General features: G+C 35.6%; 10 protein-coding genes. 9 read left to right on the plus strand and 1 reads right to left on the minus strand.

From position 1 onward, the window contains the following. Positions 1-24 precede the first annotated feature (24 nt). From ABXT67_RS04950 to ABXT67_RS04975, 6 genes are all read left to right on the plus strand, one after another. Positions 25-948 carry a PfkB family carbohydrate kinase gene (locus tag ABXT67_RS04950; protein WP_415376175.1) on the plus strand — a complete coding sequence of 308 codons (924 nt, stop codon included), beginning with the start codon at positions 25-27 and terminating at the stop codon, positions 946-948. A 115-nt stretch (positions 949-1,063) separates the two neighbouring features. Continuing rightward, positions 1,064-2,962 (plus strand): amidophosphoribosyltransferase, encoded by a 1,899-nt coding sequence (locus ABXT67_RS04955; protein ID WP_415376176.1) that lies wholly within the window; start codon positions 1,064-1,066, stop codon positions 2,960-2,962. 135 nt (positions 2,963-3,097) lie between these two features. After that, entirely contained in the window at positions 3,098-3,457 is a 360-nt protein-coding gene (locus ABXT67_RS04960) for a hypothetical protein (protein ID WP_415376177.1), read from the plus strand. Positions 3,458-3,712: 255 nt separating this feature from the next. Next, positions 3,713-4,366, plus strand: a complete 654-nt coding sequence (locus ABXT67_RS04965) for a DUF2459 domain-containing protein (protein ID WP_415376178.1) — start codon at positions 3,713-3,715, stop codon at positions 4,364-4,366. Between the two features lie 899 nt (positions 4,367-5,265). Continuing rightward, positions 5,266-7,545, plus strand: coding sequence for a S8 family peptidase (locus ABXT67_RS04970; RefSeq protein WP_415376179.1), 2,280 nt, complete (start codon positions 5,266-5,268; stop codon positions 7,543-7,545). 11 nt (positions 7,546-7,556) lie between these two features. Beyond that, positions 7,557-8,258: a T9SS type A sorting domain-containing protein gene (locus tag ABXT67_RS04975; protein ID WP_415376180.1), complete on the plus strand. Its 702-nt coding sequence runs from the start codon at positions 7,557-7,559 to the stop codon at positions 8,256-8,258. A 118-nt stretch (positions 8,259-8,376) separates the two neighbouring features. Here ABXT67_RS04975 and ABXT67_RS04980 read toward each other — a convergent pair whose 3' ends face one another. After that, a complete protein-coding gene (locus ABXT67_RS04980; RefSeq protein WP_415376181.1) occupies positions 8,377-8,985 on the minus strand; it encodes a superoxide dismutase in 609 nt (202 codons plus the stop codon). Between the two features lie 196 nt (positions 8,986-9,181). Here ABXT67_RS04980 and ABXT67_RS04985 point away from each other — a divergent pair, with 196 nt between their 5' ends. The 3 genes from ABXT67_RS04985 to ABXT67_RS04995 all read left to right on the plus strand — a co-directional run bounded on the left by ABXT67_RS04985 (position 9,182) and on the right by ABXT67_RS04995 (position 15,083). After that, positions 9,182-12,334, plus strand: a complete 3,153-nt coding sequence (locus tag ABXT67_RS04985; RefSeq protein ID WP_415376182.1) for a UvrD-helicase domain-containing protein — start codon at positions 9,182-9,184, stop codon at positions 12,332-12,334. A gap of 32 nt (positions 12,335-12,366) precedes the next feature. Continuing rightward, positions 12,367-13,560: a glycine C-acetyltransferase gene (gene kbl / locus ABXT67_RS04990; RefSeq protein ID WP_415376183.1), complete on the plus strand. Its 1,194-nt coding sequence runs from the start codon at positions 12,367-12,369 to the stop codon at positions 13,558-13,560. A gap of 128 nt (positions 13,561-13,688) precedes the next feature. Next, positions 13,689-15,083 carry an OmpA family protein gene (locus ABXT67_RS04995; protein ID WP_415376184.1) on the plus strand — a complete coding sequence of 465 codons (1,395 nt, stop codon included), beginning with the start codon at positions 13,689-13,691 and terminating at the stop codon, positions 15,081-15,083. Positions 15,084-15,157: the final 74 nt, after the last annotated feature.

The raw sequence follows: 15,157 nt of genomic DNA on the forward strand, positions 1-15,157 counted from the left end.
CACTTCATTTTTAAACTTTATTTCTTGAGTAAACTAGTAATTGTTGGTACCGTTGCATTTGATGCGATTGAAACGCCATTTGGAAAAACAGATAAAATTCTCGGCGGCGCAGCTACTTATATAGGTCTTTCGGCCTCACGGTTTGATGTAGATAGCGCTATTGTAAGTGTTGTTGGAGGAGATTTTCCTTCAACTTATATAGAGATGCTTAAAGAAAAAGGAATGGATGTAAAAGGACTTGAAATAGTCCCTGATGGAAAGACGTTTTTCTGGAGTGGAAAGTATCATAACGATATGAATTCACGAGATACATTAGCAACTGAACTCAATGTGCTTGAAACATTTAACCCCGTTGTACCCGAAAGCTATAAAGATTCTGAAGTTGTAATGCTCGGCAATTTGCACCCTATGGTACAAATGGGCGTTATTAACCAAATGAATGACCCAAAATTAGTTGTCCTTGACACGATGAATTTTTGGATGGATATTGCATTAGAAGATCTAAAAAAGGTAATTGCTAAAGTAGATGTTATAACTATTAACGATGAGGAAGCAAGGCAACTATCTGGAGCGTACTCATTGGTTAATGCCTCAAAAAAAATAATGGAAATGGGTCCTAAATATGTGGTCATCAAGAAAGGTGAACACGGTGCATTATTGTTTCATAAAGAGGAAATGTTTTTTGCGCCAGCCTTACCATTAGCCGATGTCTTTGATCCAACTGGTGCTGGTGATTCCTTTGCAGGAGGCTTTACTGGATTTTTAGCTAAAACAGGGGATTACAGTTTTGAAAACATGAAACGAGCTATTATTCACGGCTCTTGCTTAGCGAGTTTTTGTGTAGAGAAATTTGGAACAGAAAGAATGCAAAATTTAAGCGACACCGAAATTGCGAATCGCCTGCGACAGTTTAAAAGCTTAACACAATACGAAATGGAATTAACATAAAAACACGCCTCGAATTTTCGGGGCTTTTTTATATATAGTAGTCGATCAATTAAATTGTATAAAACGTCCCATTGCCAAGGGAAATTAAACCTATCCGCCGCAGCGGACAATAGATATGAGTGATGCTTTAAAACACGAATGTGGTATTGCCCTCATTCGATTATTAAAACCCCTTGAATATTATAAGGAGAAGTACGGTACCGCATTTTACGGAGTAAACAAGATGTACCTTATGATGGAAAAACAGCACAACCGCGGGCAGGATGGTGCCGGTTTTGCAAGTATTAAATTTGACCCTACTCATGGAGAACGATATATTAGTAGAGTGCGTTCAAACAAAACACAACCCATTCAAGATATATTTGCTCAAATTAATGCACGTATCAATGACGAGTTTACCAAAAACCCAACTATTAAAGATGATGTAGCGGCTCAAAAACGAAAAATACCATATATTGGAGAGCTTATGTTAGGCCACGTACGGTATGGTACTTTTGGCGGTAATAGTGTAGAAACAGTACACCCTTTTTTAAGACAAAACAATTGGATGCACCGCAACCTCATTATTGCTGGTAACTTCAATATGACGAACACTACAGAGTTATTTCAAAACTTAATAAAATTGGGAATGCACCCAAAAGAAAAAGCAGACACTATTACGGTAATGGAAAAGATAGGTCATTTTCTTGATCGTGATGTCGCAAAGTTATACAGACAAGCAAAAAAGAAAGGGCTTTCAAAAGTAGAAGCATCACCTTATATAGCAGAAAATTTAAATCTTGAAAAAATCTTGAAAAAATCCGCTAAAGACTGGGATGGAGGCTATGCTATGGCAGGATTATTAGGGCACGGTGACGCTTTTGTATTGCGTGATCCAGCAGGAATTAGACCAGCGTATTATTATAAAGACGATGAAGTAATTGTAGTTGCGAGTGAACGCCCCGTAATTCAGACGGTATTTAATGTAAATTTTGAGGATGTAAAAGAAGTTGAGCCAGGTCAAGCAATACTTATGCGGAAAAATGGCGCAATGACGGTTAATCAAATACTAGCACCTCTTGAACGTAAATCTTGTTCTTTTGAACGCATTTATTTTTCTCGCGGAAGTGATGCCGAAATCTATCAAGAACGAAAAGAATTAGGTCGATTAATTATGCCAAAAGTTTTAGAGGCTATAAACTACGATACAGAAAATAGTGTTTTCTCTTTCATACCAAACACCGCGGAAACTTCGTTCTATGGAATGTTAGATGCCGCACAAGACGAACTCAATAAACAAAAGAACGAAGCAATTTTAAAAGAAGCAGGGAATCTGACCGAAGCTCGCCTTACAGAAATACAAGCCCATAAAATAAGGACTGAAAAAATAGCTATTAAAGACGTAAAACTACGAACCTTTATTGCCGATGATAGCAGCCGAGATGATCTAGTAGCTCATGTATATGATGTTACTTATGGCGTAGTTAAACCGGAAGACAATCTTGTAATTATTGATGATAGTATCGTTCGTGGAACGACACTAAAGAAAAGTATTTTAAGAATGTTAGATCGATTAAAACCGAAAAAAATAGTTGTTGTTTCGTCAGCACCTCAAATTAGGTATCCAGATTGTTATGGAATAGATATGGCTAGGTTAGAACATCTAGTAGCATTTAATGCTGCTTTAGAACTACACAAAGAAAGAGGCACTTTTCAAACTATAGAAGACGTTTATAACAAATGTGTACAGCAGTTAGCTCTCGTTGATGCAAAAGTTATAAATCACGTAAAAGAGATATACGATCCGTTTAGCGATGAAGAAATCTCTGATAAAATTGCAGAAATAATAAGGGACGACTCTTTAACCACTGATGTCAAATTAATTTTTCAAAGTGTTGAGGATTTGCATAAAGCCTGTCCTAATCACCTAGGAGATTGGTATTTTACAGGGAACTACCCAACAAATGGGGGTAACAGGGTTGTAAATAAAGCATACATAAATTATTACGAAGGAAATCCTGAAAGAGCCTATTAAAATTTATAATACAACGCCTTTTCCAACCTTTAATCGATAGAAAAAGTCATTTTATCCAAAAGCAGGAAAAATATTATAATGCTAATAATAAATTACTATATTTGATTAATACCATAGCATAAGTAGGTTAAGTTCATGGTAGATTTGGGGCAAAAAAAGGTGAACTCTTGTTTACCTTTTTTTATGCGCCAAATTCTGGGGTGGCGAGCAAAGCGAAGCCGTTTACCATACTGCTCAAAACGCTCGTTTACCTTTTTTAAGCAACAAACTAAATTCTGGGGTGGCGAGCAAAGCGAAGCCGTTTACCATACTGCTCAAAACGCTCGTTTACCTTTTTTAAGCAACAAACTAAATTCTGGGGTGGCGAGCAAAGCGAAGCCGTTTACCATACTGCTCAAAACGCTCGTTTACCTTTTTTTATGCGCCAAATTCTGGGGTGGCGAACAAAGCGAAGCCGTTTCCCAATCCCAAATGAACTTCTTTTTTATACTTTAAAAACAGCTGTTTGACCGAGCACGAAGAAAAGTTTCTCTAGCTCTATTAAACCCTTATTTACATTTTTTACACCTTAATTTACATAATAGCCTATGCAGTAAGACCGTTTCCGGCTCTTCTATAAATACTTTTGACCTATGTTCAAGAATATAATACTCAAGTAAAAGATGCTTTAACGAGCTCTTTAACTCCCTCTAAATAAAACAATATACTTTTAAGGGTGATCAATTCGTGTTAAACCTAAAGTATTATAATTTGAAGAGAACACTAGTAATTTCCATAAAAGGGATAGGCTACTTTATGTTAGCAATATTGGGATATGTAGTCGTTGCGACGCTGCTTTCGAAAATAACCGTAGCCGAAGAACGAAACACTCCTAATGAAGTTGCAATCTATATTTTGACCAATGTTGTGCCTTCAAGAACATCACAAATGGATTGGACAATATATATAAAGCCTGAGCATACAGAAGCGGCAACTAATGAATACCCATATTTAGCATTGGGTTGGGGAGACAAAGGTTTTTACTTAAACACTCCTACTTTGGCAGATTTAAAATTTTCAACAGCTTTTAAAGCTGCAACCGGGTTTAGTACTTCAGCAATGCATGCTACTTATTATTATGGGATGACAGAAAGTGAAAATTGTATTAAAATAATCATTAGCAAAAAACAATATGAACGTCTTGTCAAGTATCTGAAAAATAGTTTTGAAATAACTAAAAACGGCTCTTTTAAGTATATAAATACCACTAACAACTATAATACAACAGATGCCTTTTATGAAGCAAAAGGAAGCTATAGTATTTTTAAAACTTGTAATAGTTGGGCAAATAGCGGACTTAAATTTTCAGGACAAAAAGCCACCTTTTGGACTGCCACAGATACCAGTATTTTTGAAAAACAATAGGGAAAAAAGCGCTGAATTCTAGAAAAAACGGTGCTGTTTACCGATAATTGTTCTAACATAGTGCTATTTAACGAGTTTTAAGGCAATTGGTCTAAAAATTAAAAAAATACAATTATTTATCCGCTATATTTGAAACTTACCATAGCATAAGTAGGTTAAGTTCATGGTAGATTTGGGGCAAAAAAAGGTGAACTCTTGTTTACCTTTTTTTATGCGCCAAATTTAAATCGGGGTGGCGAGCGAAGCGAAGCCGTTTCACATACTCCCGGAACTCTTGTTTACCTTTTTTTATGCGCCAAATTTAAATCGGGGTGGCGAGCGAAGCGAAGCCGTTTCACATACTCCCGGAACTCTTGTTTACCTTTTTTTATGCGCCAAATTTAAATCGGGGTGGCGAGCGAAGCGAAGCCGTTTCACATACTCCCGGAACTCTTGTTTACCTTTTTTTATGCGCCAAATTTAAATCGGGGTGGCGAGCGAAGCGAAGCCGTTTCACATACTCCCGGAACTCTTGTTTATCTTTTTTTATGCAATAAGTTTAAATCGGGGTGGCGAGCGTTAGCGAGAGATTCCCATCCCCAATGAAACACTTGTTTATACTTTTTTTGTTTACTCAAAAACAAGAAATATGCAGATGGTTAAACAATATTCAATAAATACATTTCTATTTTTCAAATTGTCTAAATTTAAAGTATCTGTACCAAAAAACACCAAGGCGTAAAACAATAAGGTACATCTACAACAACCAAGCAGTTGTGTTTTAATAAATTATAACTATCTTAGCTTCACTATTCTCCTCATTAACTTTTTAAATTTTATCTTATGAAAAAATTAATGATTACCCCCCCCCCCATCAAGTATTGTTCCTATTAGGACTTTTGTTTTTAATAAATTATAACGTGTTTTCTCAGGAAAGGCAGAGTTATTATTTAAGAATAGCTGAAAACACAAATTTAGGCAACATACAAAAAACCGTAAATACTGATGAAACCTTAACGCTATCTACAGCAAACGTTGCTTTTTCGAGCTTCTTAAATTCTAAAAATTTGTATGAGTTTAAACAAGCTTTTCCCGGAGCAAGCACTTCTAGTTTGCAACGAGTATATAAAATTACTATGGCAAGTACTGAATCACATAGTGATTTACTTCAACGGCCAGAAATTCAAGATTTAGAAATATTAAGTAACGAGCAAGTCTTGTTTGAAAACCCATTAAATACAACAAATGAAAATGCAACGATGTCATTTACAACATCGCAAAGTGCTAATTATCCCAATGATTATAATGAACTTGTTTTTGAAAACTTACCTAATACCGCTCTTGAATTAATGAAAGCGAGGTTTGCTTGGAAGATTACGAAAGGAAGTCCTGGTGTATTTGTTGGAATATCTGATACTCCTGTAGATTATAGTCATGAAGATTTAGCTGGTAAAGAAGCTGGATCTATACTTATTAGTGGCACCGTTAATTCTGTTAATGGACATGGTACAACTGTAGCAAGTATTATGGCTGCGAGTACTAATAACGGTAAAGGAATAGCTAGTATAGGCTATAATACTAAAATTTTTTCTGTTGGATCAAGTGGTTTTTCTTACTCAGAACTAACTGAAGGCGTCTGGCTTGCATCTCAAATTCCAGAGGTTAGAGTTATTAATTGTAGTTTTGCAGGAAACTATAGCACATACTATAGTGCAATTCATGAAGAAATGTATGAAGATATTGCACGCAGAGGCGTCTTAGTAGTTGCTGGTGCTGGAAATAATCAAGACAATACGATAAATTTACCAGCTTCTTACGATAGTACACTGTCTGTAACCATCGTAGGGTCTCGCTATAATTTAGATGTGTATCATCAAAATAATGATTTATGGAGTAGGGCATGGAAAGACGTACATCAAAATAGACCTAATACACAACCTAACAGCTTCTTAACACACAATGAGAAAGTTGATGTTGCTTCACCTGGCAATACAGTAGTAACGGCAAAAAATAATTATAATCTATTCCCTTCAGGATATGCTTACGGAAACACATCGTCCGCAGCTACTCCATTAGTTTCAGGACTAGCTGCCCTTGTTTTCGCCGCTAATCCTAGTCTCACAGGAGATGAAGTTAAAGACATAATTAAAAATACCGCAGATGATATTTATCATATTTCACATAATGAACGATTTATTGACTCCTTAGGAACTGGTAGAGTAAATGCCTTTCGCGCGGTAAAAACAGCAAAGTGCATGGACGATTTTACTCCAGGCTTAGACCTAGCAATGCAGAACACGGCTCCAGATTTATTTGATGAGCCAGATATTGTAAGTGAATACTTTTGGGAGTCCAATGATATTTGGGTACGTAATCAAGAGGATGTAGATTTAATTGAGACACATCAAAATCCAGAATATAAGGAAAATGGAGTTAACTATGTTCACGTACGCGTTACAAATAATAGTTGTGAAACCTCTAGCGGCACAGATCCCATTAAACTTTATTGGGCCAAGGCAAATGGCGCTTTGCCTTGGCCATCACATTGGGAAGATTTCTCAATACCAGACCCTGTTACAGGTCAAAGTGTTTTAATGGGTGACGAAATAGGTGTCTTAGATGTTCCCATTTTAGAACCAGGGCAATCAAAAGTTGTTGTATTTCCTTGGCAAGTGCCTAATCCAGATGATTATATTAATATAAATGATAACGAGTGGCATTTTTGTCTACTAGCAAGAATAGACACCCCAAACGACCCTATGACATTTGCAGAGGGCATACCTATTAAACCTAATGTAAAGAACAACAATAACATTATATGGAAAAACATATCAGTGATAGACATTATTCCAGGAATAGTGGGCGCTGTGGGAGGTGTTGTTGCTATTGGTAATACAACTGATACCCAAAAGGCATATACCCTAGAATTGCATCCAGAAAAAAAAGAACAGGGCAAGGCATTGTTTCAAGAAGCAGAAATAAGTTTAGAAATGGATACGGTTATCTACGATGCATGGCTGGCAGGAAACGAGGAAAGCACTAATTTTATAGACACTAAAAATCCTACATTAAAAATTGTTAACGATAGTATTGCCCTCATCGAAAACATTATACTCTCAGCAAATACAATAGGACAGCATTCAATAGTCTTAGTCTGTGATGGAGAAATACAAAATGCAAAAACATTAGTTAAACAATAAAATAAACCATTATGAAAAAATTACTATACTTAAGCATGCTTGTGCTTTACGGTACTGGCTTTGCTCAAAATCCACAGTTGTTTGATAATACCTGGTATTTACAAAAACTAACTATTGATAACCAAGAAATTTTTCCACCCAACATCAAACCACCAATATTTGAACACACATTTGATGAGGGAGAATCCGCCTTTTTAACTGGATATTGTATTTTTTACAATTACACTTTATTATTTGACGATTCAAATAGCAGTTTTATGATCGATGGTTATTTAGAATTTGGAACTGGTTGCACTAATACTGATGATCTACTGTTTGGCTTTGAATATGACGATTATTATCGTAGTAGTGGCGACTTCTTAAATCCTTTTTTGTATGAAATAACAAACGAGAACGATGTTCTTTTTTTAGAGTTTACTAATGGAAACGGTGATAAAGCGTTGTTTGCAAGCCAAATACTAAATATAAACAATCAGGAATTAGAAATTGTTTCTTTATACCCTAACCCTGTAAAAAACGAGTTGTCCATACGAACAAATGCTGCAGGTACACCGTTAGAAATTTATACCATAAATGGGGTTTTAGTAAAGCGATTCTTTAGTGATTCCGAAACTTCTATAATGAATTTGGCTGAATTGCCCTCTGGTGTTTATTTTATTAAAATATACACTGCAGAAGGAGTCTTTTCAAATCATAAAATAGTCAAAAAATAAACTAACTAAAACGCCTTAGGTTAAAAGTTCGGGTCTCAAAATTTGTCTAATGGTTCAAATCAAAAATCCCCCATTCAAAAGAATGAGGGATTTTTAAAATAATTTAAAAGCTTGACTCTTATTTATTCTTCATAAAACGAGATCCAACTTCTTCCCAGTTAATAACGTTGAAGAAAGCCTCTACGTAATCTGGTCTTTTATTTTGATAATTCAGATAATATGCGTGTTCCCAAACATCAATTCCTAAAATTGGTGTTCCGCCACAACCTACGCTAGGCATTAAAGGATTGTCTTGATTTGGACATCCACAAACCTCTAAAGAGCCATCTTTTTGAACACATAAAAATGCCCATCCAGAACCAAACTGCGTCTTTGCAGCGTTAGAAAATTTTTCCTTGAAATCTGCAAACGAGTTAAAAGACTTGTTAATCGCTTCAGCTAATGCTCCTTTAGGTTCTCCTCCTCCATTTGGAGACATCACACTCCAGAATAGGGAGTGGTTGTAAAATCCGCCTCCGTTATTTCTAACAGCTTTATTATTCGTATCAAGGTTCATCAAGATATTCTCTATGGTTTTTCCTTCCATATCAGTGCCTTCAATAGCTGCATTTAGCTTGGTAGTATATCCTTGATGATGTTTCCCGTGATGGATTTCCATCGTTCTTTCATCTATATGTGGTGCCAACGCATCTTTAGCGTATGGTAATTGTGGTAATTCAAAAGCCATAATATTTTGGTTTAAAAGGTTATAAATAAATACTAATGGCAAATTTAGGAATTATAAAGGGGATACAATGTTATAAAATTTATAAGTTTTTATTCCGTCATCAACAGTTCTTATGGTTGTCATACGTTTTAAAAAACCCAAATGCTTTCAATAATAGGATTTCTTTTCAGTAATTTTATAGCAAACTTTATCGCTTTTGAAATCGCCTGCCCCTTTTACAATTTATGATGCCGCTGCTGGAAGTGGAAAAACATTTACGCTCGTTAAAGAATTTCTTATTCATCTTTTTCAAAATAAGAAGTCCAATTATTACCAGCACATGCTTGCACTCACCTTTACAAATAAGGCAGTGGCCGAAATGAAAGAACGGGTTATTGAAAGCTTAAGAGCATTTTCAAAAGCTTCAGAATTAAAGGAAACTCCACAAATGATGCTGTTAATTGCTTCCGAATTAAATATGGAGATATCCACCTTGCAACGTCAAGCTTCATTTATTTTAAAAGACATACTCCACAACTATGCAGCATTAAGCATTGAAACTATTGACGGTTTTAACCACAGACTTATTAGAACATTTGCTCGCGATCTTAAACTTCCATCTAATTTTGAAGTCCTACTAGACACAGATCCTTTGCTAACTGAAGCGATTGACAACGTGATTAGTAAAACAGGGATTGACAATAAAATAACCAAAGCCCTAGTTGACTTTACACTATTAAAGGCAGACGATGATAAATCTTGGGACATTGCAAAAGACATTTTTAAAACCTCAAAACTTTTAACCAATGAAAATGATCAAGCGCATATTGCCAACTTGAAAGATAAGAGGCTCGACGATTTTACAAGGTTTTATAAAGAACTTGAACAAAAGAAAAACCACCTTGAAAAAGAGCTTATAGATCTTGGCAATACAATGTTAACCTTGCTCACTGCAAATGGTTTAGACAAATTTTCTTTTAGCGGCGGTTATTTTTATACTTATTTTTTAAAAATAGCTAATGGAGATTTAAATGTTAGCTATGGCGCACAGTGGCAAGAAAAAATTGGGGTGGCGCCTCTATATTCCAAGGGGGTAGTGAATAAGAGTCCTGAGATTGCATCAACAATGGATCAATTAGATCCACAATTCAAAATTCTATTTGACGCAACAAAGGCAGGGTATTTTCAAATTCAGTTTATACAATCTATACAATCCAACCTTAACCCTCTTCAAGTTATTAATCTTGTAAGTATTGAGATTGAGAAAATAAAAGAAGCCCAAAATGTAATCCCAATTTCTCAGTTTAATACACTCATTCACAACGAAATTAAAAACCAGCCCACTCCTTTTATTTATGAACGTTTAGGCGAGCGGTACCATCATTATTTTATAGATGAGTTTCAAGACACTTCCGTAATGCAATGGGGAAATATGGTGCCCTTGATTGACAACACCTTATCACAGAGACCTACAAAAGACAAAGGATCGCTTTTACTTGTAGGAGATGTTAAACAGTCTATTTATCGATGGCGAGGAGGTAATCCTGAGCAATTTGTTAGACTAATTAATAAGAAAACTCCCTTTAACACAATTCCCGATGTTTTAAACCTTCCTAAAAATTATAGAAGTTTAAAGGAAATTGTTCTTTTCAATAATGAATTTTTCTCTTTCACTTCTCAGTTTTTGAGTAATCCGTTGCATGAAAAATTATATGTGGACGGAAACAAACAAGAAGTTCATTACGACCACGATGGGTTCGTACAATTAGCTTTTATTGAAACCGAAAACAAAGAAGAAAAGCACAAAGCTTATGCTGAAAAAACAATTGAAACAATAGTCAAACTAATAGCCAACGGATTTCGTTATGGGGACATTTGCATTCTTACCCGAAAAAAAGCGGATGGTGTTGCCTTAAGCACTACCTTAATGGAGGCAGAAATTCCTGTGATCTCTGCGGAAACATTGCTCGTTAATAATTCTCCCTTGGTACGGTGTATTATTAATTGTTTGTCACTGAGTGTTCATTCAGTAAACAATAAAATTAAAGCGTACTTACTAGATTTTCTTCACGAGCACCTTACAATCAACATTGAAAAACATGATTTCCTAAAAGCATTTATCAATAAGGACGCACCAGATTTTTCAGTAACAATGGAACGTTTTGGCATTAATTTTAAGCTAGAAAAAATTAAAAGCCTCTCACTTTATGAAGCGGCAGAATATATAATTTCAGCTTTTAAAATTGATACCGTTGCAGATGCTTATATCTATGCGCTTATGGATTTAATATTTGATTTTCAGTTAAAACCGCAAGCCACAAAAGCATCCTTCTTAGACTATTGGGAAATAAAAAAAGAAAAAGCTTCTATCGCAAGTGCCCAACAATCTAACGGGGTTCAATTCATGACGGTTCACAAAGCGAAAGGGCTTGAATTTCCTGCAGTCATTTTTCCGTATGCAGATGAAGAAATATATCGTGAAATCGAACCAAAAATTTGGATGCCTGTTCCAGACAATTATAGCGATACCTTTAATGAAGCATTAATCTCTTTCAACAATAATGTTTCAGAATTTGGAGAAATTGGAGCAACGATGCACGCACAACGTCAAGCTACTTTAGAACTTGACAACTTTAATTTACTTTATGTAACCCTAACACGCGCTGTGGAACAACTGTATATTTTTTCTGAAAAACCCAGCGAACCAAAAAATGGGATTAAAACATTTAACCACTTGTTTTTAGAATTTTTAAAATCCAAACATCTCTGGCAAGAAGAACAACTTAGTTATGAGTTTGGGGCTTTTCAAAAACGATTAATGCCTTCTGAAAGAGAAATAAAAGAAATTTTAGAAATAACCTATATTTCAAGTACTCCATCAGCACACAATCTCCATATTACAAAGGCTCGTGAAAGTGTATTTACCAATGAGACAATAGATGCTATTCTTATTGGAAACCTTTTTCATGATACGATGGAGAAAATAACTTCTGCTCATGATGCCGCTTCGGTTTTTGAAAATTTAAAAAAGAGTTGTCTTATCTCAAAAGAGCAATTAGCACAACTACAAAAAACGGTTGCACAAGTTTTAGAACATCCAGATCTACACTCTTATTTTTCAGCTTCGGCAGCCGTAGCCATAGAAAAGGATATCATTACAAAAGATGGCTTTTTATTGCGTCCCGACAGATTAAATTTTTCTTCAGACAGTAAATCTGTTGCTATAATAGATTACAAAACGGGGGTGCCTAGTTATGAAAATGAAGAACAAATTGAAAGATATGCCCAAGCATTAGAAGAAATGGGGTACACTATTTTAGAAAAAATATTAGTCTATACCCAGGACCAAATAGTGGTAAATAAACTTTAAATTTGTTTTTTTAAATAATATATTATTTGACTATGTACGGAGCAATTAAAGAACACCTTCAATCTGAAATCGAAGACATCAAAAATAACGGCCTTTTTAAAAGTGAGCGAATTATCACCTCGCCGCAAGGAGCAGAAATAAAAATTAATACTGGTGAAACGGTTTTAAATTTTTGTTCGAATAATTACCTAGGCCTCTCGTCGCATCCAGAGGTAATACAAGCGGCAAAAGATGCGATGGACACTCACGGCTTTGGTTTGTCATCCGTTCGTTTTATTTGCGGTACTCAAGATATACATAAAGAGCTAGAGGCGGAAATTGCCTCTTTTTATGAAACTGAAGACACCATTTTATATGCGGCTGCATTTGATGCCAATGGAGGGGTCTTTGAACCACTATTTGGAAAAGAAGATGCAATTATTAGTGATTCTCTAAACCACGCTTCAATCATTGATGGAGTGCGCCTTTGTAAAGCAGCCAGATATAGGTACGCAAACAACAATATGGAAGAGCTTGAAGAGCAATTGATTGCTGCCAACAAGAATGGTGCTCGTTTCAAAATAATTGTCACAGATGGTGTCTTTTCTATGGATGGCATTGTTGCCTCTTTAGATAAGATTTGTGACCTAGCCGAAAAATATGACGCAATGGTAATGATCGATGAGTGTCATGCCACGGGTTTTATAGGGAAAACTGGACGAGGAACCTTAGAAGAAAAGCGTGTTATGGGACGCATAGACATCATAACAGGGACCCTAGGGAAAGCCCTGGGCGGTGCAATGGGAGGTTATACTACGGGTAAAAAAGAAATCATTGAAATACTCCGTCAACGATCTAGACCTTACTTATTCTCTAACTCTTTGGCACCAGCAATTGTTGGGGCTTCTATAAAAGTATTTCATTTATTAAAAAATGACACATCGCTTAGAGACAAGTTAGAAGAGAATACAAATTATTTCAAAAAGAAAATGATCGCGGCGGGATTTGATATCGTGAACGGTGATTCAGCAATCGTACCCGTAATGCTATATGACGCCAAGCTTTCTCAGGACATGGCAAACCAACTACTTAATGAAGGAATTTACGTTACAGGATTCTTTTATCCTGTAGTTCCTAAAGATAAAGCAAGAATAAGAGTACAGTTATCGGCTGCACATGAAAAACAACATTTAGATAAAGCTATTGAATCGTTTATCAAAGTGGGAAAAAACCTCTCTGTCATATAATAAACTTTTAAGCATAATATTCGTGAAAGCATTTGTGTTTCGGAAAAATTTAATAGATTTGTTTTTGTTAATAAACTTTAACATCTTACTTTTGCTTCAATTAACACTCAAAAATTAAACAATCAAATATGAAACATCTTAACAGTATTTTAGTTGCTGCCTTGGTATTCTTAGTAGTAGGAGCAGCAAATGCTCAAGACGAAAACAACCCTTGGGCTATCGGGATAGGTGTCAACGCTGTTGATACATTTCCTGCAGGCCTTAGAGACGGTCAAAATGCCTCTGACTCTAGTAATGGTGAGCTTTTTGAAGAATTTTACAACGTCAAAGATCATTGGAACATCTTACCTTCTATTTCTAGGTTATCTATTGGAAAATATTTAGGTAGTGGGTTCTCTTTAACAGGTGTTGGTACCGTTAATAGAATTAGTAAATTAGGTGAAGTTCGTATTGAAGATGATACTTATTTTGGATTAGATGGTGAAATCAAATACAGCTTTAGAGATATGATTGGCGGTCCTGGTGGATGGTTTGATCCTTCTCTTGGAGTTGGTGGTGGTTACACTTGGATTGATGATATAGGATTTGGTACTGCGAATGGTCTTGTAAGTCTTAAAATTTGGGTTGCGGAAAACCTTGCTTTTGATGTACAATCTGGATATAAGCATTCATTCGAAGATTATGGAATTACCCATTTTCAACATAGTGTTGGTATTTTATTCAAATTTGGTGGAAAAGATACAGACGGTGATGGAATTTATGACCTAGAGGACGATTGTCCAGAAACTTTTGGTTTAGCTGAATTTAATGGTTGCCCTGATACAGACGGTGACGGTATTGAAGACAGACAAGATGCCTGTCCTAATACACCAGGTTTAGCTGAATTTAATGGTTGTGCTGATTCAGACGGAGATGGTATTGCAGATCCACAAGATGCTTGTCCTACTGTTGCTGGTTTAGCTTCAATGAACGGTTGTCCAGATAGTGATAGTGATGGGATTACTGACGCTGATGATGCTTGCCCTAACGAAGCTGGTCCTAAAGCAAATAAAGGATGTCCATGGCCTGATACAGATGCTGACTCTGTGTTAGACAAGGATGATGACTGTCCTAAAATACCTGGTACTGTTGCCAACAAAGGTTGTCCAGAAATTGCTGCTCCTACTCCAGCCGTAATGAAAACTTTAAACGACTATGCGAAAACTATATTATTTGATACTGGTAAAGCGAGCGTTAAAGACCAATCAAAAATTATACTAAATAATATTACTGCTATTTTAAAAGAATATCCTAATGCTAAATTCTCTATTGATGGTTATACTGATAGTGTAGGAGGTAATAAATCAAACCAAATTCTTTCTGAAAAAAGAGCGAATACAGTTAGAGATTACTTAGTTACTAATGGTATTGCTTCTGATAGGTTATCTTCAATTGGTTATGGTGAAGACAAACCAATAGATTCGAATAAAACGAAAGCAGGTAGAGCAAATAACAGACGTGTAGAAGTTATTCTTAAAAACTAATACAAGAATAATCCTTTAGCCTTATAAAAAGGATTAGAAAAATTAAATCCCTCAACAATTTAAATTGTTGAGGG

This window comes from Patiriisocius sp. Uisw_017 (genome assembly GCF_047731265.1).
In the GTDB taxonomy this organism is placed as follows: domain Bacteria; phylum Bacteroidota; class Bacteroidia; order Flavobacteriales; family Flavobacteriaceae; genus Patiriisocius.

What these genes read in the sequence shown, in the direction of transcription:
- ABXT67_RS04980 (WP_415376181.1), bottom strand. Translation starts at nt 8,985, where the DNA reads ATGGCTTTTGAATTACCACAATTACCATACGCTAAAGATGCGTTGGCA.
- ABXT67_RS04995 (WP_415376184.1), top strand. Translation starts at nt 13,689, where the DNA reads ATGAAACATCTTAACAGTATTTTAGTTGCTGCCTTGGTATTCTTAGTA.
- ABXT67_RS04960 (WP_415376177.1), top strand. Translation starts at nt 3,098, where the DNA reads ATGGTAGATTTGGGGCAAAAAAAGGTGAACTCTTGTTTACCTTTTTTT.
- ABXT67_RS04975 (WP_415376180.1), top strand. Translation starts at nt 7,557, where the DNA reads ATGAAAAAATTACTATACTTAAGCATGCTTGTGCTTTACGGTACTGGC.
- ABXT67_RS04955 (WP_415376176.1), top strand. Translation starts at nt 1,064, where the DNA reads ATGAGTGATGCTTTAAAACACGAATGTGGTATTGCCCTCATTCGATTA.
- kbl (WP_415376183.1), top strand. Translation starts at nt 12,367, where the DNA reads ATGTACGGAGCAATTAAAGAACACCTTCAATCTGAAATCGAAGACATC.